This window comes from Ferrovibrio sp., assembly GCF_025869515.1.
In the GTDB taxonomy this organism is placed as follows: Bacteria; Pseudomonadota; Alphaproteobacteria; order Ferrovibrionales; family Ferrovibrionaceae; genus Ferrovibrio.
In genome coordinates, this window is record NZ_JAOZVR010000119.1 from 98872 (window position 1) to 118176 (window position 19305).

Here is a 19305-nt window from a genome sequence, read left to right on the forward strand (position 1 = left end):
CGATGATTACGCGTAAAGCCCTGACACTCGCCGATGTGCAGGCCATTGCCGCTGGCGCCGAGGCTGAGGCCAGGAAGAACGACTGGAAGGTCAGCATCGCTATCGCCGATGATGGCGGCCATCTGCTGCATTTCCAGCGTCTCGATGGTGCGCCGGTACAGTCGACCTTTATCAGCCAGGGCAAGGCCAAGGCGGCCGCGTTCTCGCGCAAGCCGACCAAGGCCCTGGAAGAGATCGTCGGCAATGGCCGCAATGCCTTCCTCTCCGTGCCAGATCTGGTGCTGCTGGAAGGCGGCGAGCCGATCATCGTGGATGGTGTCTGCATCGGCGCCGTGGGCGTTTCAGGCGTGAAGTCGAGCGATGATTCCGTGATCGCCCGCGCCGGCATTGCCAAACTCGGCGTCTGACGCAGTTATCCCATGACCGGCGGCCGCCAGCGGAAAGTCCCGAAGAAGATCACCCCGGGATACCTGGAAAAAGCGGCCCTGTTCTATCTTGAACGCTACAGCAGCTCGGCGGGTAATCTCCGCCGGGTGCTGGATCGCAAGATCGGCAACTCGATCCGGGAACATGGCACGCCCACCAAGGAAGAAGCCGCCGGCTGGGTTGTCGAGCTGATTGCCAAGTTGCAGCGCAGCAAGCTGCTGGATGACCGGGCCTATGCCGAAAGCCGGGTGCGCCGGCTTTATGCCGAGGGCAAGGCGCTCGGGCGTATCCGTCAGACCCTTGCCGTGAAGGGCGTGGGTCAGGAAGATGTCGCTGCAGCCTTGGAGCGGCTGCAAGCCGAGTCTGATGCCCCGGTTTCCGATCTCCCCGCCGCAGCAGCCTTCGCGCGGAAACGTAAACTGGGGCCCTATCGCAGCGATGCAGATGAGCGTCGCGAGATGCGGCAGAAGGATCTTGGTGCACTTGCCCGCCGGGGCTTCAGCCAGGCCATTGCAATGAAGATTTTGAGCGTCGACAGCGTCGCCGCGCTCGAGGAGATGATCCATGACGCAGACTGAATCCGTTCACGTGATTGGCGGCGGCCTGGCGGGCTCGGAAGCCGCCTGGCAGATCGCCCGCATGGGCGTCCCCGTGGTGCTGCATGAGATGCGCCCGGTACGTAAGACCGATGCGCATCAGGGTGAAGGGCTGGCCGAACTGGTCTGCTCGAATTCCTTCCGCTCCGACGATGCCGAGAGCAATGCCGTCGGGTTGCTGCATGAGGAGCTGCGCCGTTGCAACTCGCTGATCATGCGCGCGGCCGAGGTGGCCAAGGTGCCCGCCGGCGGCGCGCTGGCTGTCGATCGCGATGTGTTTTCCGGTGAAGTGCAGAAGGTCATCGAGGCCGAGCCGCTGATCGAGTTGCGCCGCGAGGAAATCGCCGGTCTGCCACCGACCGACTGGGACAGTGTCGTGGTCGCCACCGGGCCTCTGACCTCGCCACCACTGGCTGAGGCTATCCGCACGCTGACCGGCGAACAGAGCCTTGCCTTCTTCGATGCCATTGCCCCCATCGTCCATCGCGACAGCATCGACATGGACAAGGCCTGGTTCCAGTCGCGCTATGATAAGGTCGGCCCTGCCGGCGATGGCGCCGATTACATAAACTGCCCATTCGAGAAGCCCAACTACCTCGAATTCCATGCCGCCCTGCTGGCGGCGGAAAAAACCGAATTCAAGGAATGGGAAAAGAACACGCCCTATTTCGAGGGCTGCCTGCCGATCGAGGTGATGGCCGAGCGCGGTGCGCGCACCCTCACCTTCGGTCCGATGAAGCCGGTCGGCCTGACCGATCCGAAAACCGGCCGCAAGCCCTATGCCGTGGTGCAGTTGCGCCAGGACAACAAGCTCGGCACGCTGTTCAACATGGTCGGCTTCCAGACCAAGATGAAGCATGGCGAACAGACCCGCATCTTCCGCATGATCCCCGGGTTGGAGAATGCGCAATTCGCGCGGCTCGGCGGCATCCACCGCAACACCTTCCTTAACAGCCCCAAGTTGCTGGACGCACAACTGCGTCTGAAGGCGATGCCCAGCCTGCGTTTTGCCGGTCAGGTGACCGGTGTGGAAGGCTATGTGGAAAGCACAGCTATCGGTCTGATCGCCGGCCGCATGGCAGCCGCGCAACGCCTGGGATACGAGCAGACCCCGCCGCCGCCAACCACAGCACTAGGCGCCCTGCACAGCCACATCACCGGTGGTGCCGATGCCAGGCACTTCCAACCGATGAATGTGAATTTTGGCCTGTTTCCACCGCTTGGCAATGACGTCAATCGCAACGAACGCAAGCCGGCAATGAGCCGCCGGGCATTGCGCGATCTTGCCAATTGGCTCGGAAGCACCGATGCTGCGGCGGCATGAATGAATCCACGGTCACCATCGTCGGCGCCACCAGCAAGCTGGGACAAAACCTTATCCGCAGACTGACTGCGCAAGCCCGCGGGGTTATTCCCCTGGCTCGCCGCGTCGCGGCCCTACCCGAAGCACAACAGGCCGCTGCACGACATTTCGACCTGGAGCAGCCAGGAACGCTGCAGGCTGCACTCAAGGATGCAGAATGCGTCGTCTCCTGCGTACCTGCGCACGAAGGGGGTGCCGTTATTGCGGCCCTGCCGGCCCAGACCAAGCGTATCGTGCTGATGGGATCAACACGCATTTTCACCCGTTATCCCAACCGGAATGTCGAAAGGCAGAAGGAAGTCGTCGCAGCCCTGGCCCGTTCCGGCATCCCCGGTGTCGTGCTGCATCCGACCATGATTTATGGCGGTCCGACAGACGCCAATGTGCAGCGGATTGCCGCCTATATCCGCAAATTCGGTGTTGTGCCCCTACCGGCTGGCGGCACCGCTCTTCTTCAACCGATCCACAGTGACGACATGGTTTCCTGCATCGAGGCAGCCCTGGACCGCGACAGCGCCCTCGGCGACCCAATCATCGTTGCCGGCCCAGAGGTCATCACCTATCGCGATCTTGTGCAGGCGGTTGGCCGCGCCATCGGCAAGGCACCTGTTGTTCTCCCTGTGCCAGGCCTGCTGTTGCAGATGATTGCCGTGCTGACCACTGTTGTCCCCGGCCTGCCAACCATCAGGATCGATGAAGTGCGGCGTCTGAGCGAGAACAAGACCTTCCCGATCGACGAGATGCGCCGCCGTCTCGGCGTCGATCCGATGGCGATTGCGGCAGGTCTCAGCCGCACCTTCGCCGGCTAGAGGTGTCCCAACAGGCTGGCCCGGAGCAATGCCATCTGACGCCGCAAGGGTGTGATGCGGGTTTCGGCAGCAATCGGATCATAGCCGCTGCGTCTGAGGGCATTCAATGACAGGCCCGCGAGGGTGACCGGCAGCAGAGCAGGCAAGGCCGCGCGCGCCGTTTTCTGGCCTTGCGCCGTTCGTAACAGCATCCTGGCTTCCGCAGCGACGTCCGCGATCACCGGCCGCAGAGCCGGACCGCATTCGGTCTGATACGTAGCTTCCGGCGTCAGGCTCTGGTCGGCCAGAAGATCGACCGGCAACATCACCCGCTGGCGCGCCAATAGATGCGGCGTGGCGCGCAGGATACCGGTCAGGGCATAGGCCGTGCCGGCAGCTTCTATGACCTCAGGCGCTGTGGATGCACCGAGATGCTGCGCTGCCAGTTTCATCACGGGCACCGAGGTCGCAAATGCATAAGCGCTCAGTTCGGCAAGCGTGGCAAAGGGGGCCTCATCCATGTCGCGTTCTCGCGCATCGATCAGTGCCAGCACGGTCTCCGGATCGAGAGCGCGACAATGCTCATGCAGCGCCAGCACGACCGGATGCTGGCGCGGTTTGCCGGCCCGGATGCCCTCCCAGGCCTCGCGCCACCATTGCAGACGGATCTGGCCGATCATCGGCTGGCTGACAGTCTCGCGGGCACGGGCGATTTCGGTATTGAACGCGTAAAGCGCGAACAGGCCGGGCCGCCGGTCATCCGGTGCGAACAGTGCGGTGAGCCAGCGATCCGGATCAAGTCGCTGAAGGTCGCGACCGCATTGTTCAGCCGGCGAGACGCTCATCGGGAAACCTTGCGAATCCGGGAAGATTGCTTGTCGCTACCATGTTTTATGGTAGCCTCACGGCTGCGAATCAGGCTGATGTGCGCAGACACGGTGATCGATTCGTCCTTCCCCTGCCCTTGCTTCATCAAGGGTGCGTCGCGGACCAGCATAACAAGCAAAGCCTGAACAAGAACAACAAGGACCCGCATCATGGCAAAGATTCTTGAAAACCTCTACAAGGCGCTCGGCGCGGGTGTCGTGCTCGCCCTGGTCGTCTTCTTCCTCGTGCACCGCAGCTTCGACCCTGCCTTCTGGTCGTTCTTCTTCCGCTGGCTACACGTGCTGTCCGGCATCCTGTGGATCGGTCTGCTCTGGTACTTCAACTTCGTGCAGATTCCGACCATGCCGAAAATCCCGGCCGAACTGAAGCCCGCCATCGGCAAGTTCATCGCTCCCGAAGCGCTGTTCTGGTTCCGCTGGTCTGCGCTGGCCACTGTGGTGACCGGTTTGGTGCTGTCGATCCTGAACGGCTACGGTCACCAGGCCTTCGCCATGCAGGAAGGCAGCCGCACCATCGGCATCGGCATGTATCTCGGCCTGTTCATGGCCGCCAATGTCTGGTTCATCATCTGGCCGAACCAGAAGAAGGCGCTCGGCATCGTACCGGCCGACGACGCCGCCAAGGCCAAGGCAGCCCGCGTTGCCATGCTCGGTTCGCGCACCAATTTCATGCTATCGATCCCCATGCTGTATTGCATGGTGGCGCAGCAGAATGGCGGCGCCTGGTAACAGGCCCGACCGGAAAACGAACGAGGGCGGCAGTCTCCTGCCGCCCTTTTTCTTTATCCGGAATTCCGGCCTCTAGACCGGAATCAAGGCGGCGGCAATGCGCCGCCCTTCGCCCATCAGTAGATTGTAGGTACGACAGGCGGCACCGGTGTCCAGCGCCTCGATCACCAATCCGCGGGCCCGGATTTCAGCCCGCACGGCCTTGTCGATAAAGACCATGTTCGGCCCGCAGCCGATCAGCAGCAGTTCGACGACTGGGTCCATGGTGAAGACCGCATCCAGCGACTGCGGCGTCAGCGCTGCAATATCGGCGATGCCCCAGGACAGGGTCTGCCCCGGGAATACCAGCACGGATTCCGTCCAATGCCTGCCGGTGATGCGGAATCCGCCATCGCCGTAGGCATTGATCACCTGGCGGTCGGCGGGAATACGTGGCAGCAGGTCCATATCCCGCCCGGCAGGCTTATGGACGCTGAGCTGCGGCCTTGGCCTCGGGCTGGTCGGCCGGCTGGCCACGGCGCAGGCGGTTCTCGCCGAGGAACAGCAGGATCGGTGCCGCGATGAAGATCGAGGATGATGTCGCCAGCACGATGCCGAACAGCAGCACGATGGCGAATTCGCTCACCGCCTCACCGCCGAACAGCGCCAGCGGAATGGTGGAGAGGAACACGGTCAGCGAGGTGTTGACAGTGCGGTTCAGCGTCTCGTTGATGCTCTTGTCGATCAGCGCGCGCAACGGCAGCGACTTATACTTGCGCAGATTCTCGCGCACGCGGTCGTAGACCACCACCTTGTCGTTGACCGAAAAACCCATGATGGTCAGCACCGCCGCGATGGCGACCAGGTTGAACTGGATGTCGGTGATGACATAAAAGCCAATTGTCTTGGTGACGTCGAGCACCAGGGTAACGATGGCGCCGATGCCGAACTGCCATTCGAAACGGAACCAGATGTAGATCAGCATGGCAACCAGGGCCAGTCCCATCGCCAGCATGCCATCACGGAACAATCCTTCGGAAACCGAGGCACCGACCGCTTCGACCCGGCGGATTTCCGTACCGGGATAAGCCTGCGTCAGTGTCGCACGCACCTTGTCGGCAGCGCGCTGGGCGGCCGCATCTTCGGTACCCTGACGTTCCAGGCGAATCAGCACATCATTCGGCGAGCCGAACTGCTGCAACGCTGCATGTCCCAGATCGAGATTGCCTATCAGGCCACGCAAAGCAGGGAAATCCGCCGGCTGCTGCAGCCGCGCCTCGATCACGATGCCGCCCTTGAAGTCGATGCCGTAATTCAGGCCGGGATAGAAGAACAGAATCACCGACACGACGGACAGGAAGGCCGATACGGCCAAGCCAATCACACGCCCCTTCATGAAGGGGTAAGCCGTGTTATCGGGAATCAGGCGGAGCTTATACATGTCCGTCTCCTTACACCGGCAGCAGGGTCGGCCGGCGCTGCCGCAGCCAGGTCACCATCATCAGGCGCACCAGCACGGTAGCTGTGAACATGGAAGTCAGGATGCCAATCGAGATGGTGACGGCAAAGCCCTTTACCGTGCCGGAGCCCAGTGCGTAGAGCAGCGCCATCTTGATCAGCGTGGTGACGTTGGCATCGAAGATAGTGCTGAAGGCACGGCTGAACCCGGCCGACATGGCGGCCATCGGCGATTTGCCGAGCTTGGTTTCTTCGCGGATGCGCTCGTTGATCAGCACGTTCGCATCGACCGACATGCCCAGCGTCAGCAGCAGACCGGCGATGCCGGGCAGCGTGAGCGTCGCCTGCAGCAGCGACATCGCGGCCAGGGTCATCACGAGGTTAACCAGCAGGGCGACGTCAGCGAACAGGCCGAACAGGCCATAGGCCAGCACCATGTAAACGACCACCAGCCCTGCCGCGACAGCAATCGAGATCAGGCCGGCGCGGATCGAATCCTCGCCCAGATCCGGACCGACGGTGCGCTCCTCCACCACCTTCAGCGGCGCAGGCAAGGCCCCGGCGCGCAACAGCACGGCGAGATCGTTGGCACCGGCGACAGTGAAGTTGCCGCTGATCTGCCCCGAACCACCGAGGATTGGCTCACGGATCACCGGTGCGCTCAGTACCTTGTTGTCCAATACGATGGCAAAGGGCTGGCCAACCGCCTGCTGGGTAATCTCGGCAAAGCGTTTGCCTCCAATGGTGTCGAAGCGGAAATTCACCACCGGCTGGCCACCGCGCTGGTCGTAGCCAGCCTGGGCATCGACCAGATTGTCGCCGGCGACTTCTACCTTGCGCTTGACCACATAGCGTTCAGCACGACCCTGGCTGCCGTCGCCCTCGAGAATCTCCGAGCCCGGCGGTGCCGGCGCATTCGGATCTGCGCCAACATCGACCATGCGGAAGGTCAGCTTCGCGGTGGTCCCAAGCAACCGTTTGATGCGTTCTGGATCGTCGACACCCGGCAATTGGACCAGGATCCGGTCTGCGCCCTGGCGCTGAATCGTCGGTTCGGATACGCCTGTCTGGTCGATACGGCGGCGCACAATCTCGATCGACTGCGTCACAGCATTGCGCGCCCGTTCCAGCAATGCCGCTTCAGACAGCGTCATGCGAATCTGGCCGTCCGGGGTGGCATTGACTTCCATGTCGGTCTGCGCAGCGCCAAACCCAATGCCGGCCGTGCTCTGCACCGGCAAAGCCAGCTTGATGAGCAACTGCCGGGCCTGCTCGGTTTGCGTTGCGTCGCGCAGGCGGAGCGTCACGCTGTTGCTGCCGGAGACGCCGAGATTGGTATAGCCGATGCGGGCCTGACGCAGCTCCGTGCGAGCGCCTTCAACAATCGCTTCCAGACGCTCGCGCAACACCACGGAGGTATCCACCTCCAGCAGCAGATGCGCACCGCCGCGCAGATCAAGGCCGAGGCTGACCTGGCGCTTGGGCAGCCAGTTGGGCCAGGTCGCGACCGTTGCAGCAGGGAAAAAGCTTGGAATGCTGAAGATCACACTGGCCAGGCAGGCCAGGGCGATCAACGCGATCTTCCAGGGCGCGAAATACATCATCGGCGTATCACATCATTCAGGTAATCAAATCGGGTGGCACCATGCCGGCGCCACCCGTCAATAGGCGATCAGCCGGCCTTGGCTTCAGCCTTGTCGTCGTCATCGACATCTCCGCCCTTGGAGCGGACTTCACCGATGGTGCTCTTCAGCACCTTCACCTTGACGCCGTCGGCGATCTCGATCTGCACGATGCCGTCTTCCTGCACTTTGACGATCTTGCCGATGATGCCACCAGCCGTGGTGACGACGTCGCCACGACGAACGGCTTCGATCATCGCCTTATGATCCTTCATCTTCTTCTGCTGCGGACGGATCAGCAGAAAATAGAAAACGACGAAAATCAGGACCAGCGGCAGCAGCGAGGTCAGCATATCGGTGGTGCCACCACCCGCCTGCGCGTAGGCCTCGGAAATCAGCATGAAAAACTCCCTGTCGATTGATTGGGGCCGCTGCGGCCCCTGTCGGTGATCGGGGCTGCGCGGCGCGAGAGCGGGACTATAGCCGGGGATGCTCCAATTGCAAGCGCCGGGGACATTGTCGCACCCATGGCATATGATGAAAAACCCTTCCAGATCAATCGCCTGCCCGTCCGTGCCACTGCGCGGGGATAGCCCGCAGGTCAGCCCCCTCCTATACTGGAACCGATCCCGTCCGGAGTTCGAGCATGTATGTCCTGAGTATCGAGGGTATGAGTTGCGAGGCCTGCAAACGGGCAATCAGCAACGCGATCAGTCTGGCTGTCCCCGGCACAGCTTTCGAGGTCGACCTTGCCCGCAAGCAGGTCCGGTTCAACACCCTGCCCGCCGACCAGTTTGCTCTGATCCGCAATGCGATCCGCGATGCCGGCTATGGCATCCTGGAGACCGGCAGCCGTTAGTGCGCCTGCAGCCAGGCCAGGGCTGACCGGCGATCAAGGAACAGGCGGTGCGTCGAGCGCGGGAACAGGATGCTCACCGCCTTTACCACCAGCGCAAAAAATCGATCAGGACTGATATAGGCGACACGCGACGGCATGTCGCCGCTACCGCCCCAGTCAGTGATCTGACTGAGCGCCTTGATCGCGGACCAGTCGATCTTGCCATGGAATCCGGAAACATCGACCAGTGTCGGCATCGCGGTGCCTATCCACCCACGCGCAAAGCCCTGCTGGATGCCCTGATAGATTTTTTCGGTGTCCGGAGCGCCGACTACCTCGACCAGCAGCATACCGTCCTCGGCGCGGATATCGACGAAATCCCCCCGGTCACCCAGTCGGACTTCAGTCTTCTCGGCAACGAGATTCGGCATCGGCATATCCCCTCAAGGTCCGGCAGAAGCGCCGGCCGATAGTGAGGAGCCTGTATGGTTAATATTGCATTAGACGCATAGGTAGTAGGTAGCCTGACATTGGGTTGTACAGGCATATTTGCAGCCTGGCTGTGGCCAAGCACGGGCATATTGCAGCGCAGCGGAACATCGTTTCCGCCAATCCGTTCGTCCCGCAGCGCAATCCTGACGCGGAGGATTCCATGCCAGCAGCAACCGAGTACAAGACAAATACTGCGGCGCTGCCGGATGAAGCTGAAAGAGAGCGCTGGTGGTGGGACGAGTTTGGCGTGCTGGTCGAGCACGAAATTTGGTATCTGCCCCGTCTGGCGGACGAGCAGGATGCATGAAACATGAATTATTGGAAAATAATGGTCGGACTGGCGGGATTTGAACCCACGACCCCTTGTCCCCCAGACAAGTGCGCTACCAGACTGCGCTACAGTCCGACCGAGCCTGGCAAGGCGGCCGGGTAAGCAGGCAGCCTTGCGAAGCGGCGCGCACTATAACCACCGCCTCCCCCCGGCGCAACCGCGCCAAATCCTTTGAAAATGGCGGCAGAAAAGCCTCTCAGTGGCAATCCGGGTATGGCCCGCGAGCCATCAGCGATTCTGGCGCGCCACGATATCGGCGTGGATGGTTTCGAGTTCCCTGAGACAGGTTTTGAGGGCCTGCTTCAAGCTGCCCATATCGCTGAGCAGATCGAACGGAATGCCAATCTGGCGCTGGTCAGCACCGGGCTTCTTGAAGGCCGCTGGTGCTGAGGTGGGGGCCGCCTTGCCACGGGCACGGACTGCCTTGGCCAGGCCGCCCTCACGCAGCAGCTTCTGCACACCCTTGATCGTATAGCCCTGCTCATGCAGCAGGGTGCGGATTTCATTCAGCAGGGCAATGTCTTCACCGCGATAGTAGCGGCGACCGCCATTTCGTTTGACCGGCCGGACCTGATGGAATTTCTTTTCCCAGAAACGCAGCACATGCTGCGGCAGCTCAAGCTGCTCGGCGACCTCGCCGATGGTGCGGAAAGCGGCGTCCGTTTTGGTCTTGCCGATTTTGTCCTGAGCGTCAGCCTGAGTCGCCATCAGCTAATCATACAGGAAAAACGATGGCTTACGAGCCGCTTTTAACCTGCTGTGTTGTGGCGTGCATACCGGCGTTGATCTTTTCCTTGAGCACGTGGCTGGCGCGGAAAACCAGCACTTTGCGCGGATCGATCGGCACTTCCTGGCCGGTTTTCGGATTGCGGCCCATACGGCCGCCCTTGGAGCGAACCTGGAAAGTGCCGAAAGAAGAGATTTTGACCATGTGGTCGGCAATCAGACTGTCGATGATCTCGTTCAGCACTGTTTCCACCAGTTGGGCGGACTCGCTGCGCGACAGGCCGACCTCCTGGTAGATCGCTTCACTGAGCTGCGCCCGCGTCAGGGTATTCTCGCTCATCGCCAACGCCCCGTTTTGTTAAATTTTATAGTGGCGACGCTAACTTAAGCCCTTGCAGCCGTCAACAAGACCTTGGACGTATCGCACCCCGAAATTGGGCCTGCCCCGCGAGGATGCTACCCTGAAACGAAATTACCAGCGCACCAGGGCACTACCCCAGGTAAAGCCACCGCCCATGGCCTCGAGCAGGATCACCTGACCAGGCTTGATCCGGCCATCCGCCGTAGCCTCAGCCAGGGCCAGCGGGACCGAGGCCGCCGAGGTATTGCCATGGCGGTCAACGGTCAGCACGACCTTGTCGGTGTTCATGCCCAGCTTGCGGGCCGTGCCGTCAATAATCCGCTTGTTGGCCTGGTGCGGCACCAGCCAGTCGATCTGGTCGGCCGTCATGTCCACTGCAGCCAGCGTTTCCTTCACCACATCGGCCAGGTTGACCACGGCATGGCGGAAAACTTCCTTACCCAGCATACGCAGCTTGCCGGTGGTCTGGGTACTGGACGGGCCACCATCGACATAGAGCAGATCATGGTGCCGGCCATCGGAATGCAAATGTGTGGTCAGCACGCCGCGATCTTCGGTCGTCCCCGTGCCTTCCTGAGCCTGCAGCACGATGGCGCCAGCGCCATCGGCAAACAGCACACAGGTGGTGCGGTCGGTCCAGTCGAGGATCCGCGAAAATGTCTCTGCACCGATCACCAGTGCGGTCTTGGCCTGACCGGCCTTGATGAAATTGTCGGCGGTCGCGAGCGCATAGATGAAGCCTGAGCAGACCGCCTGCACATCGAAGGCAAAGCCGTGCGTCATCCCCAGGCCGGTCTGCACGCGGCAGGCGGTGGCCGGAAAGGTTTCGTCAGGGGTCGCCGTTGCCAGCACGATGAGATCGACATCCGCAGCGGTAAGACCGGCATTCTTCAATGCAGCCTGAGAGGCCTTGAGCGCCAGGTCCGATGTCAGTTCGCCATCGGCGGCAATATGACGCTGCCGGATGCCGCTGCGTTCGACAATCCATTCATCGGAAGTATCGACCATCTGGGCGAGATCAGCATTGGTCAGAATCCGCTCGGGCAGATAGCTGCCGCACCCCACCACAACTGAGCGAATCATCCGGCCCTCGCACTCGACTCTTGTTCGTCTTGGGCCGCTTCGCTGTTCGCCGGGTGCTTCACCAGCGATTCGGCAAAGGCGCCGGAGAAATCAGCCTTGATACGGTCGATCAGGCGATCCTGCGCCATATCGATGGCCAATTCCAGTGCCGCGGCAAAGCCAACATCATCAGTACCGCCATGACTCTTCACGGTGATACCATTCAGTCCTAGCAACACGCCACCGTTGTAAAAGCGAGGATCCATGCGGTCCCGCAGCATCGACAGACCCGCACTTGCAAACAGATAGCCAATTTTGGTGAAGATCGAACGCTGGAAAGCCGAGCGCAGCAAAGAGGACATCAGCTTCGCGGTGCCCTCCACCGTCTTCAGCGCGATATTGCCGGTGAAACCGTCGGTGACAATGACATCGACATTGCCGCCACCGATATCGTTGCCTTCAACGAAGCCGACGAACTCGAAAGGCGGATTTTTGACGGCGCGCAGCATTTCCGCTGCGGCTTTGACTTCGTCATGGCCCTTCACATCTTCAACGCCAACATTCAACAGACCAACCCGCGGGCGATGCCGGCCTAGCGCAGAATGCGCCAGGTTGGCGCCCATCACAGCGAACTGCACCAGGTTCTTGGCGTCGCATTCGACATTGGCGCCCAGGTCGAGCACGACAGTTTCCCCCTTCTGCGTCGGCAGGAAAGAGGCAATCGCCGGTCGTTCGATACCAGGCAACGTGCGTAGCACAAATTTCGCCATGGCCATCAGCGCGCCGGTGTTGCCGGACGACACCACGGCCTGTGCCTCGCCTGTGGCGACGGCATCGATGGCGAGGCGCATGCTGGTATTGCGGCCACGACGCAGGGCCTGGCTCGGCTTATCGTCGCTGGCCACCTGTTCGGCGGTGTGGCGAAGCTCGCTGCGTTCTTTCAGGGCGGGGAATTTGCGCAGCAGAGGTTCGACCTGTGCGGAGTCACCGAACAGGATGAACTTGACCTGCGGAAAACGCGGAAGCAGCGCTGCTGCGCCCTTGATCACCGCGTCGGGGGCATGGTCCCCGCCCATGGCGTCGAGCGCAATCGTCAAGGCCGCGGTCATCCCGTTGCCTGCAACCGTTCAGTGCACGTGCCTGAGCGGGCTCAGGCGGCAGCCGTCTTCGCTACGATCTCACGGCCGTCATAATGGCCGCAGGCGCCGCACACATGATGGGGGCGCTTCAGCTCGCCGCAGTTCGAGCATTCGACATGCGCGCTGGACTTCAGCGCATCATGCGAACGGCCCTGATCGCGGCGGGACTTGGACTTTTTCTTCTTCGGAACAGCCATGACACATCTCTCTCACAATTCGCACGATGCGGTTCGCGTCTGCGTTACCCCGCACCGGCTCAGAATCCCCGCCTATATACTCTCGGTGCGCCCGGGGGCCAAGCGCTTTCGCCTCAATCCTTTTTCGCCGTCTTCAGCTTCGCCAGGGCGGCAAAGGGGCTGATTTTAGCCCCGTCGTCCACATCCGGCCGGTAGCCTTTCGGCAGCGCCGCCTCGGGCTTGCGCGGGTACGGGTCCAGTCCCAGCGCCAGCTCTTCGGTCACCACTTCCCCGACATCAATCTGTCCCCCGATAATGGGGTCGGCCGGATCCTCTGCCTCCGGATCGAGCCATTCGGCCTCGTCCTCGGCCAGGTCAGCCTTCGGTCTTGTGACCGTTTCCGGCCCGAAGCGGCGCAGGAAGGTCTCACTGACCAGTTCATGCACCGGTTCCAGCGAAACCACACAGGCCTGCTCGACCTCGGCTTCCAGCTGGCCCGCCAGCTGGAAATGACCAGCCAGCACAGAATCTGGGGTAATCCGCAGATTCGCCTTTAAGGACAGAACCTTCAGAATACGCATCCGTCGGGCCAGGGCGACACAGGCGGCCTGATCGGCCTCCAGCTGCACCTGCAGCCCCTGGGGACCGATCCTGTCGACTTCGACGACATGGCTGAATTCCTTGCCAGGCTCGTCCTTCGACACGGCAAATCCTCTTACAGCCGGCCCATCCGGGCCGTTTTCACGGGCCGGCGACCAAGGCGGCGGAACATAGGGGCAAGCGTCCCGGCGGTCAACCGCCGAGCAGCCATGTCCGGTCAGGCCGGTGGCGTTGGAAAATCCACGTTTCCGGCCAAAACTTCAGCATCCCGTTGGTCAGCCAGATGCTGATCGGCAGCACGCATATACCCTGCCATGGCAATAAGCCCGGTCAGGGCCGGCTGAGTCGTGCCATAGAGGTTCCGGCTCAGGGCATCCGTCAGGATACCGTCGTCCGTTGCCGTCAGCCCGGCCTCGTAAGCCTCGACACGGCCGAGAAAGGCCTGGGCCATAACTTTCACCTTTTTGCCGACGCCAAGATCGCCGACACCGATTTCGCGCAGGCTATTGTCCATATCGGCGAATTGCAGATCGAACAGCTGCTGGCTCAACTTCTGGGCTTCCGGAGTATTGCTGACCCGGAGCCGGCGCATAACCAGGAAGCTGTGCAGCACGATCATGTCGAAACGACCGTCCAGGCTATCGGGCACGTTAAGCCGGCTGTAGAAAGCCGGCTGGCGTGCCTGCTCTATGATGCGGCGATACAAATCCACCGCCACGGCGTCATTCCGCTTTCCACCAAAAAATGAGATAAGCCGATTAAACATATGCCTTTGCTTTGTAAAACCGCCTCTGCTAGATGGCGGATTTGCCTTTCGCGGCGGGTGAAGATAATATGCGGCCCGCGTTATAGCGAGTCTTCCGCATGCCGTTCCGTTTCGCTGCCATCCTGACCATCCTGATTCTCGGCGCGGCCTGCGCGCCGCGGCAGGATTATCGCGGCATAACGATTGAGCAGGAGAAGCTCGATCTGATCAAGGTGGGGCAGACCAGCGAAGGCCAGGTCAACGCCCTGCTCGGCTCGCCGTCGACGATCTCGACTTTCCCGGACTGGGGCACGGTCTATTACTACATCTCAAGCGAAACCGAGACGGTTGCCTTTCTGGCGCCGGAACTGATCGACCAGCAAGTGCTGGCGATCTCCTTCGGCAAGGACAGCCGCGTCAAGGAAATCAAGCGCTACGGTCTCAAGGACGGCAAGCAGATTGCTTTCGTCGATCGCGAGACGCCCACACGCGGTAAGGAAATGACCGTGCTGGAGCAGCTGTTCGGCAATCTTGGCCGCTTCAACAACGCGGGCCGGGCAAGTCAGTAATCAGCTTCGATTGCTGACGCTGGCTTCGCTGAAGGTTGCCATCCCCGTATGGCAGGCGACTGCAGCTTTCAGCACCCCCAACGCCACGGCTGCACCTGATCCCTCGCCCAAGCGCATGCCGAGATCGAGCAACGGCTGCTTGCCGATATGCTGCAGCAGGCGACGATGCCCCGGTTCAGCCGAGACATGTCCTGCCAAACAATGATCGAGTCCACCCGGTACCAATCTGTCCAGCACCGACGCCGCAGCACCGACGACAAAGCCATCGAGCAGCACAGGCATCCCGCGCTGACGCGCCGTCAGCACCGCACCGAAGAGCGCTGCAAGTTCTCGCCCGCCGACGCAGCACAGCGCCTGCAGCGGATCGTCTGCCATAACCTGCTTGTGCAATGCCAGTGCGGTATCGACAGCGCACTGCTTGGCTATCAAGGCACTGCCGGCGACGCCGGTACCGGGACCGACCCAACTGGCGGCATCGCCGCCATACAGTGCTGCGGCAACAGCGGCAGCAGCAGTGGTATTGCCGATTCCCATTTCGCCGAGAATCAGCAGATCGGCCTGCGCGGGCACTGCAGCTGCACCACGGTTGATCGCATCCAGGAAAGCGGCCTCGTCCATGGCCGGCGCCACGGTGAAATCGGCGGTTGGTGTTGCCAGATCGAGAGGCGTTACCGAAAGATGGGCCCCGTGCAGTCTGGCCAGCTGATTGATCGCTGCACCGCCGCGTTCGAAATTCGCCACCATCTGAACGGTCACTTCGGACGGATAGGCCGAAACGCCACGGACCGTAACGCCGTGATTGCCCGCAAAGATGAGAATGGTGACGGCATCAAGCCGAGGCACTGCCCGCCGCTGCCAACCGGCCAGATGCCGAACACAATCTTCAAGCCGAGCCAGGGCGCCGGCTGGTTTGGTCAATTCGGCGTCGCGACCCTGTGCCGCCGCAATGGCGGCCGAATCGACACCGGGCAAAGTTTTTGCTACTGCCGCAATCGCGGCCCTGTCGGGAAATACTCTGGTCATGCTTCGGTCACGCCTGCCGTCTTTGCCCTGCTTCGCCCTGATGGCTTCACCGTGCTATAAGCTACGCTAACCTCTGCCGCAACGCAGCCATGACCGACAGTCCCAACACCCCTCCTCCCCGCCACAATCGCTGGCTCGGCGATCTTCGCCTTGCCCTGATGCTGCTGACCCGGCTGCCAATGCCGGCCGGCGACGCGATAGCGGTTCCTGCGGATGGGGGGATGGCGCGCGCCGCCTGGATCTTCCCGATGGTGGGCCTGCTGGTCGGCCTCGCCGGAGGCGGCGTGTTCATGCTGGCAGGTAGCCTGGGCCTGGGTCTGTCCAGCGCCGCCCTGCTTGCCATGGGCACACAAATCCTGCTGACCGGCGCCCTGCATGAAGACGGGCTCGCCGATATGGCTGACGGGTTTGGCGGCGGCCACAGCCGCGAGCGCAAGCTGGACATCATGCGCGACAGCCGGATCGGTACCTATGGTGTCGTGGCGCTGATCATTGCTTTGGCGCTGCGCTTCACGGCACTGCAGGACCTCGCAAGCAATCTGCTGTCCATCAGCGATGAACTTGAGGATACGGCCGGGCAGAACTCTGCCATCATCATAGCCCTGGTCGCGGCCGGCGCCCTGTCGCGTGCCGCCATGACCGTGGTGTGGTATCTGCTGCCGCCGGCGCGCACCGACGGCCTTGCCGCCGGCAGCGGCGCTGTCCCGTTCAGCGCCGCCGTCACAGCGGTGCTTCTGGCCGCAGCAATCGCCTTCGTCGTACTGCCCGGTTTTGCCTTCATTGTTGCCTGCGCCACCGTTGCAGTGCTCACCATGGCCGTTGCATTGCTGGCCCACTGGCAGATTCGCGGACATACGGGCGATGTTCTGGGGGCGACGCAGCAGATCACCGAAATCGGCGCCCTGCTGGCCATCGGCATCGCCACGATAGCAGCCTGAAAATAAAAAGGGCCGGGTTGCCCCGGCCCTTTCCATATCGATACTTCGTCTGACTTAGCTGTGCGCCAGGATGGCGAGCAGCAGAAGCGCGACGATATTGGTGATCTTGATCAGCGGGTTTACCGCCGGACCTGCGGTGTCCTTGTAGGGATCGCCGACGGTGTCGCCGGTCACGGCAGCCTTGTGGGCTTCCGAACCCTTGCCGCCATGATGGCCTTCCTCGATGTACTTCTTGGCATTGTCCCAGGCACCGCCGCCCGCCGTCATCGAGATGGCGACGAAGATACCGGTGACAATCACGCCGAGCAGCATCGCACCCACAGCCGCGAAGGCGGCAGCCTGCCCCGCAATCATGTTGATGATGAAATACAGCACAATCGGGCTGAGTACCGGCAGCAGGCTCGGAATGATCATTTCCTTGATCGCCGCCTTGGTCAGCAAGTCGACAGCCTTGGAGTAGTCAGGCTTCGCCGTGCCTTCCATGATGCCGGGGATTTCCTTGAACTGCCGCCGCACTTCCACGACGACCGAACCGGCCGCGCGGCCGACTGCCGTCATGCCCATGGCGCCGAACAGATACGGCAACAAGCCGCCGATCAGCAGGCCAACCACGACATACGGGTTGCTCAGGGAGAAGTCGATCGTGACACCCTTGAAGAAGTACTTCAGGTCCTCGGTGTAGCAGGCAAACAGCACCAGCGAGCCGAAGCCGGCCGAACCGATGGCATAGCCCTTGGTCACGGCCTTGGTGGTGTTGCCGACCGCGTCGAGCGCGTCGGTGGTCTTGCGCACGTCCTTCGGCAGGTCCGACATTTCGGCGATGCCGCCGGCATTGTCGGTGACCGGACCATAGGCATCGAGCGCCACCACCATGCCGGCCAGCGCCAGCATCGTCGTCACGGCAATGGCAATGCCGAACAGGCCCGCCAGCATGTGAGTGGCGATGATGCCGATGACGATGAACAGCGCCGGCGCAGCCGTAGCCTCCATCGAAATCGCAAGGCCCTGGATCACGTTGGTGCCGTGACCGGTGGTCGAGGCCTGCGCCACGCTGCGCACCGGACGGAACTCCGTGCTGGTGTAGTATTCGGTGGCCCAGACGATGGCCGCCGTCACCAGCAAGCCAATGATGCCACACAGGAACAGGCTCATACCGGTAAAGGTTGAGGTACCCGCCGTCATTGTCGTCTTCATGCCCAGCATGTAGTCGGTGATCGGCCACAGCGCGATCGCCGACAGGACACCGGTGACAATCAGGCCCTTGTACAGCGCGCCCATGATGTTCTGGCTTTTGCCAAGGCGCACGAAGTAGGTACCGATCACCGAGGTGATGATGCAGGCGCCTGCAATCACCAGCGGATAGGCCATGACCTTAGCCATCATGGCGGCATCGGCTGCGAAGTAGATTGACGCAAGCACCATGGTGGCAACGATGGTCACCGCATAGGTCTCGAACAGGTCAGCGGCCATGCCGGCGCAATCGCCGACATTGTCGCCCACGTTGTCGGCGATCACCGCCGGGTTGCGCGGGTCATCTTCCGGAATACCGGCCTCGACCTTGCCGACGAGATCGGCGCCGACATCAGCGCCCTTGGTGAAGATGCCGCCGCCCAGACGGGCGAAGATCGAGATCAGCGATGAGCCAAAGCCGAGTGCCACCAGGGCATCGACCATCTCGCGCACCGGCGCGCCCATCTTGAGCAGGACCACGTAGTAGATCGCGACACCCAGCAGCGCGAGGCCAACGACCAGCATACCGGTGACCGCACCGGACTTGAAGGCGATGCTCAGCGCATGCTCCATGCCCTTGCGCGCGCCCTCGGCAGTACGCACGTTGGCGCGGACGGAAACGTTCATGCCAATGTAACCGGCAGCGCCCGAGAGCACGGCGCCAATGATGAAGCCGATGGCGACTTTCAGACCGAGCGTGAAGGCAAGAATGATCGCGACCACGATGCCGACGATGCCGATCGTGCGATACTGGCGATTGAGATAGGCGGACGCGCCTTCCTGAATGGCCGCGGCAATTTCCTGCATCCGCGCGTTGCCGGCAGACTCAGCCAACACTGAACGCGATGTCCAGATTCCATATAACAGCGCCAACACGCCACAGGCGATGGCGAACCACAACTCCGTCATGAGCGTTTCCCTTCGTTCCTCGGATTATTTAATCGAGACATACCCCGACCGGGCAGTGCGTCCGTCGGGTTACACGACTGCTACCATTATTGGCCCCAGACTCGACGCGGGGCAGACTGCGAGTCGTTATGCCAGAGATGCGCTTGCGGCGCAATATGGCTGATTTTTCCGCAGCTTATGCCGGGACGCCGGCCCGGCGTTTCTGCAGCAGCAACCAGACGGCGGCAAAGCCGGCCATCAGGATGAACGGGAGTGCCGACAGGGGCACGAAATCCCAGCCCCAGTGATACAGCAGCTTGCCCGAACCGAGCGAAGCGA

Annotated in this window: 25 protein-coding genes and 1 tRNA gene; 9 read left to right on the forward strand and 17 right to left on the reverse strand. The window is 61.8% G+C overall.

The features are described 5' to 3' along the window. The first annotated feature begins 2 nt into the window (after nucleotides 1–2). From OJJ21_RS22905 to OJJ21_RS22920, 4 genes are read left to right on the forward strand one after another with little or no spacing between them, the layout of a single operon-like run. Nucleotides 3–407 carry a heme-binding protein gene (locus OJJ21_RS22905; protein WP_297690220.1) on the forward strand — a complete coding sequence of 135 codons (405 nt, stop codon included), beginning with the start codon at nucleotides 3–5 and terminating at the stop codon, nucleotides 405–407. Nucleotides 408–419: 12 nt separating this feature from the next. Continuing rightward, entirely contained in the window at nucleotides 420–1004 is a 585-nt protein-coding gene (locus OJJ21_RS22910; RefSeq protein WP_297690222.1) for a regulatory protein RecX, read from the forward strand. Then, complete coding sequence (trmFO, locus tag OJJ21_RS22915) at nucleotides 991–2346, forward strand: methylenetetrahydrofolate--tRNA-(uracil(54)-C(5))-methyltransferase (FADH(2)-oxidizing) TrmFO (protein ID WP_297690224.1); 1356 nt, start codon at nucleotides 991–993, stop codon at nucleotides 2344–2346. Before OJJ21_RS22910 ends, trmFO begins: the two co-directional genes overlap by 14 nt. Further along, nucleotides 2343–3194 (forward strand): NAD(P)H-binding protein, encoded by an 852-nt coding sequence (locus tag OJJ21_RS22920; protein ID WP_297690226.1) that lies wholly within the window; start codon nucleotides 2343–2345, stop codon nucleotides 3192–3194. The genes trmFO and OJJ21_RS22920 overlap by 4 nt, the downstream gene beginning before the upstream one ends. Here the strand turns inward: OJJ21_RS22920 and OJJ21_RS22925 are convergent. Then, a complete protein-coding gene (locus OJJ21_RS22925) occupies nucleotides 3191–4018 on the reverse strand; it encodes a squalene/phytoene synthase family protein (protein ID WP_297690228.1) in 828 nt (275 codons plus the stop codon). The two genes, OJJ21_RS22920 and OJJ21_RS22925, sit on opposite strands and share 4 nt — an antisense overlap. Further along, on the reverse strand, nucleotides 4015–4212 hold the full coding sequence (locus tag OJJ21_RS22930; RefSeq protein WP_297690230.1) for a hypothetical protein: 198 nt from the start codon (nucleotides 4210–4212) through the stop codon (nucleotides 4015–4017). The genes OJJ21_RS22925 and OJJ21_RS22930 overlap by 4 nt, the downstream gene beginning before the upstream one ends. Here OJJ21_RS22930 and OJJ21_RS22935 point away from each other — a divergent pair. Continuing rightward, nucleotides 4211–4789, forward strand: a complete 579-nt coding sequence (locus tag OJJ21_RS22935; protein WP_297690232.1) for a urate hydroxylase PuuD — start codon at nucleotides 4211–4213, stop codon at nucleotides 4787–4789. The two genes, OJJ21_RS22930 and OJJ21_RS22935, sit on opposite strands and share 2 nt — an antisense overlap. A 72-nt stretch (nucleotides 4790–4861) precedes the next feature. Here the strand turns inward: OJJ21_RS22935 and OJJ21_RS22940 are convergent, their stop codons facing one another. From OJJ21_RS22940 to yajC, 4 genes are all read right to left on the reverse strand, one after another. Next, nucleotides 4862–5236 carry an Mth938-like domain-containing protein gene (locus OJJ21_RS22940; protein WP_297690234.1) on the reverse strand — a complete coding sequence of 125 codons (375 nt, stop codon included), beginning with the start codon at nucleotides 5234–5236 and terminating at the stop codon, nucleotides 4862–4864. 16 nt (nucleotides 5237–5252) lie between these two features. Next, a complete protein-coding gene (gene secF / locus OJJ21_RS22945) occupies nucleotides 5253–6209 on the reverse strand; it encodes a protein translocase subunit SecF (RefSeq protein WP_297690236.1) in 957 nt (318 codons plus the stop codon). 10 nt (nucleotides 6210–6219) lie between these two features. Then, nucleotides 6220–7830: a protein translocase subunit SecD gene (secD, locus tag OJJ21_RS22950; RefSeq protein ID WP_297690237.1), complete on the reverse strand. Its 1611-nt coding sequence runs from the start codon at nucleotides 7828–7830 to the stop codon at nucleotides 6220–6222. Nucleotides 7831–7898: 68 nt separating this feature from the next. Further along, the gene (gene yajC, locus OJJ21_RS22955; RefSeq protein ID WP_297690239.1) at nucleotides 7899–8249 is read right to left on the reverse strand and encodes a preprotein translocase subunit YajC; all 351 of its coding nucleotides are present in this window, start codon (nucleotides 8247–8249) and stop codon (nucleotides 7899–7901) included. 245 nt (nucleotides 8250–8494) lie between these two features. On the opposite strand from yajC, the gene OJJ21_RS22960 reads away from it, so the two are divergent. Then, a complete protein-coding gene (locus tag OJJ21_RS22960) occupies nucleotides 8495–8707 on the forward strand; it encodes a heavy metal-associated domain-containing protein (RefSeq protein ID WP_297690241.1) in 213 nt (70 codons plus the stop codon). Here the strand turns inward: OJJ21_RS22960 and OJJ21_RS22965 are convergent. Then, nucleotides 8704–9117 carry a hypothetical protein gene (locus tag OJJ21_RS22965; protein ID WP_297690243.1) on the reverse strand — a complete coding sequence of 138 codons (414 nt, stop codon included), beginning with the start codon at nucleotides 9115–9117 and terminating at the stop codon, nucleotides 8704–8706. The genes OJJ21_RS22960 and OJJ21_RS22965 overlap by 4 nt on opposite strands. A 131-nt stretch (nucleotides 9118–9248) precedes the next feature. Between OJJ21_RS22965 and OJJ21_RS22970 the strand changes: the two genes are divergently transcribed. Further along, nucleotides 9249–9485: a hypothetical protein gene (locus OJJ21_RS22970; protein ID WP_297690245.1), complete on the forward strand. Its 237-nt coding sequence runs from the start codon at nucleotides 9249–9251 to the stop codon at nucleotides 9483–9485. A gap of 22 nt (nucleotides 9486–9507) precedes the next feature. Here OJJ21_RS22970 and OJJ21_RS22975 read toward each other — a convergent pair. From OJJ21_RS22975 to OJJ21_RS23010, 8 genes are all read right to left on the reverse strand, one after another. Continuing rightward, a tRNA-Pro gene (locus tag OJJ21_RS22975) sits at nucleotides 9508–9584 on the reverse strand. 153 nt (nucleotides 9585–9737) lie between these two features. Beyond that, nucleotides 9738–10217, reverse strand: coding sequence for a MerR family transcriptional regulator (locus OJJ21_RS22980; protein ID WP_297690247.1), 480 nt, complete (start codon nucleotides 10215–10217; stop codon nucleotides 9738–9740). Nucleotides 10218–10245: 28 nt separating this feature from the next. Continuing rightward, a complete protein-coding gene (locus tag OJJ21_RS22985) occupies nucleotides 10246–10575 on the reverse strand; it encodes an integration host factor subunit alpha (RefSeq protein ID WP_297690249.1) in 330 nt (109 codons plus the stop codon). 132 nt (nucleotides 10576–10707) lie between these two features. Next, entirely contained in the window at nucleotides 10708–11679 is a 972-nt protein-coding gene (locus tag OJJ21_RS22990; protein WP_297690251.1) for a beta-ketoacyl-ACP synthase III, read from the reverse strand. Continuing rightward, nucleotides 11676–12767, reverse strand: a complete 1092-nt coding sequence (gene plsX / locus OJJ21_RS22995; protein WP_297690253.1) for a phosphate acyltransferase PlsX — start codon at nucleotides 12765–12767, stop codon at nucleotides 11676–11678. Before plsX ends, OJJ21_RS22990 begins: the two co-directional genes overlap by 4 nt. A gap of 41 nt (nucleotides 12768–12808) precedes the next feature. Then, on the reverse strand, nucleotides 12809–12994 hold the full coding sequence (gene rpmF, locus OJJ21_RS23000; RefSeq protein ID WP_297690255.1) for a 50S ribosomal protein L32: 186 nt from the start codon (nucleotides 12992–12994) through the stop codon (nucleotides 12809–12811). 113 nt (nucleotides 12995–13107) lie between these two features. Next, nucleotides 13108–13677 (reverse strand): DUF177 domain-containing protein, encoded by a 570-nt coding sequence (locus OJJ21_RS23005; protein ID WP_297690257.1) that lies wholly within the window; start codon nucleotides 13675–13677, stop codon nucleotides 13108–13110. 113 nt (nucleotides 13678–13790) lie between these two features. Next, on the reverse strand, nucleotides 13791–14339 hold the full coding sequence (locus tag OJJ21_RS23010) for a ubiquinol-cytochrome C chaperone family protein (RefSeq protein WP_297690259.1): 549 nt from the start codon (nucleotides 14337–14339) through the stop codon (nucleotides 13791–13793). A 98-nt stretch (nucleotides 14340–14437) separates the two neighbouring features. Between OJJ21_RS23010 and bamE the strand changes: the two genes are divergently transcribed. Continuing rightward, a complete protein-coding gene (gene bamE / locus OJJ21_RS23015; protein ID WP_297690261.1) occupies nucleotides 14438–14887 on the forward strand; it encodes an outer membrane protein assembly factor BamE in 450 nt (149 codons plus the stop codon). Here the strand turns inward: bamE and cobT are convergent, their stop codons facing one another. Then, nucleotides 14888–15910, reverse strand: coding sequence for a nicotinate-nucleotide--dimethylbenzimidazole phosphoribosyltransferase (gene cobT, locus OJJ21_RS23020; protein WP_297690263.1), 1023 nt, complete (start codon nucleotides 15908–15910; stop codon nucleotides 14888–14890). It lies immediately after the preceding gene. A gap of 89 nt (nucleotides 15911–15999) precedes the next feature. On the opposite strand from cobT, the gene cobS reads away from it, so the two are divergent. Then, nucleotides 16000–16848 carry an adenosylcobinamide-GDP ribazoletransferase gene (cobS, locus tag OJJ21_RS23025; protein WP_297690264.1) on the forward strand — a complete coding sequence of 283 codons (849 nt, stop codon included), beginning with the start codon at nucleotides 16000–16002 and terminating at the stop codon, nucleotides 16846–16848. Nucleotides 16849–16902: 54 nt separating this feature from the next. On the opposite strand, the gene OJJ21_RS23030 is transcribed toward cobS, so the two are convergent. Next, on the reverse strand, nucleotides 16903–18987 hold the full coding sequence (locus OJJ21_RS23030; protein ID WP_297690265.1) for a sodium-translocating pyrophosphatase: 2085 nt from the start codon (nucleotides 18985–18987) through the stop codon (nucleotides 16903–16905). Between the last annotated feature and the right edge of the window lie 318 nt (nucleotides 18988–19305).

Bases quoted from the DNA above. Each gene is read 5' to 3' on its own strand.
- OJJ21_RS22905 (WP_297690220.1), top strand. From the start codon at position 3: ATGATTACGCGTAAAGCCCTGACACTCGCCGATGTGCAGGCCATTGCC.
- OJJ21_RS22910 (WP_297690222.1), top strand. From the start codon at position 420: ATGACCGGCGGCCGCCAGCGGAAAGTCCCGAAGAAGATCACCCCGGGA.
- trmFO (WP_297690224.1), top strand. From the start codon at position 991: ATGACGCAGACTGAATCCGTTCACGTGATTGGCGGCGGCCTGGCGGGC.
- OJJ21_RS22920 (WP_297690226.1), top strand. From the start codon at position 2,343: ATGAATGAATCCACGGTCACCATCGTCGGCGCCACCAGCAAGCTGGGA.
- OJJ21_RS22925 (WP_297690228.1), bottom strand. From the start codon at position 4,018: ATGAGCGTCTCGCCGGCTGAACAATGCGGTCGCGACCTTCAGCGACTT.
- OJJ21_RS22935 (WP_297690232.1), top strand. From the start codon at position 4,211: ATGGCAAAGATTCTTGAAAACCTCTACAAGGCGCTCGGCGCGGGTGTC.
- OJJ21_RS22930 (WP_297690230.1), bottom strand. From the start codon at position 4,212: ATGATGCGGGTCCTTGTTGTTCTTGTTCAGGCTTTGCTTGTTATGCTG.
- OJJ21_RS22940 (WP_297690234.1), bottom strand. From the start codon at position 5,236: ATGGACCTGCTGCCACGTATTCCCGCCGACCGCCAGGTGATCAATGCC.
- secF (WP_297690236.1), bottom strand. From the start codon at position 6,209: ATGTATAAGCTCCGCCTGATTCCCGATAACACGGCTTACCCCTTCATG.
- secD (WP_297690237.1), bottom strand. From the start codon at position 7,830: ATGATGTATTTCGCGCCCTGGAAGATCGCGTTGATCGCCCTGGCCTGC.
- yajC (WP_297690239.1), bottom strand. From the start codon at position 8,249: ATGCTGATTTCCGAGGCCTACGCGCAGGCGGGTGGTGGCACCACCGAT.
- OJJ21_RS22960 (WP_297690241.1), top strand. From the start codon at position 8,495: ATGTATGTCCTGAGTATCGAGGGTATGAGTTGCGAGGCCTGCAAACGG.
- OJJ21_RS22965 (WP_297690243.1), bottom strand. From the start codon at position 9,117: ATGCCGAATCTCGTTGCCGAGAAGACTGAAGTCCGACTGGGTGACCGG.
- OJJ21_RS22980 (WP_297690247.1), bottom strand. From the start codon at position 10,217: ATGGCGACTCAGGCTGACGCTCAGGACAAAATCGGCAAGACCAAAACG.
- OJJ21_RS22985 (WP_297690249.1), bottom strand. From the start codon at position 10,575: ATGAGCGAGAATACCCTGACGCGGGCGCAGCTCAGTGAAGCGATCTAC.
- OJJ21_RS22990 (WP_297690251.1), bottom strand. From the start codon at position 11,679: ATGATTCGCTCAGTTGTGGTGGGGTGCGGCAGCTATCTGCCCGAGCGG.
- plsX (WP_297690253.1), bottom strand. From the start codon at position 12,767: ATGACCGCGGCCTTGACGATTGCGCTCGACGCCATGGGCGGGGACCAT.
- rpmF (WP_297690255.1), bottom strand. From the start codon at position 12,994: ATGGCTGTTCCGAAGAAGAAAAAGTCCAAGTCCCGCCGCGATCAGGGC.
- OJJ21_RS23010 (WP_297690259.1), bottom strand. From the start codon at position 14,339: ATGTTTAATCGGCTTATCTCATTTTTTGGTGGAAAGCGGAATGACGCC.
- bamE (WP_297690261.1), top strand. From the start codon at position 14,438: ATGCCGTTCCGTTTCGCTGCCATCCTGACCATCCTGATTCTCGGCGCG.
- cobT (WP_297690263.1), bottom strand. From the start codon at position 15,910: ATGACCAGAGTATTTCCCGACAGGGCCGCGATTGCGGCAGTAGCAAAA.
- cobS (WP_297690264.1), top strand. From the start codon at position 16,000: ATGACCGACAGTCCCAACACCCCTCCTCCCCGCCACAATCGCTGGCTC.
- OJJ21_RS23030 (WP_297690265.1), bottom strand. From the start codon at position 18,987: ATGACGGAGTTGTGGTTCGCCATCGCCTGTGGCGTGTTGGCGCTGTTA.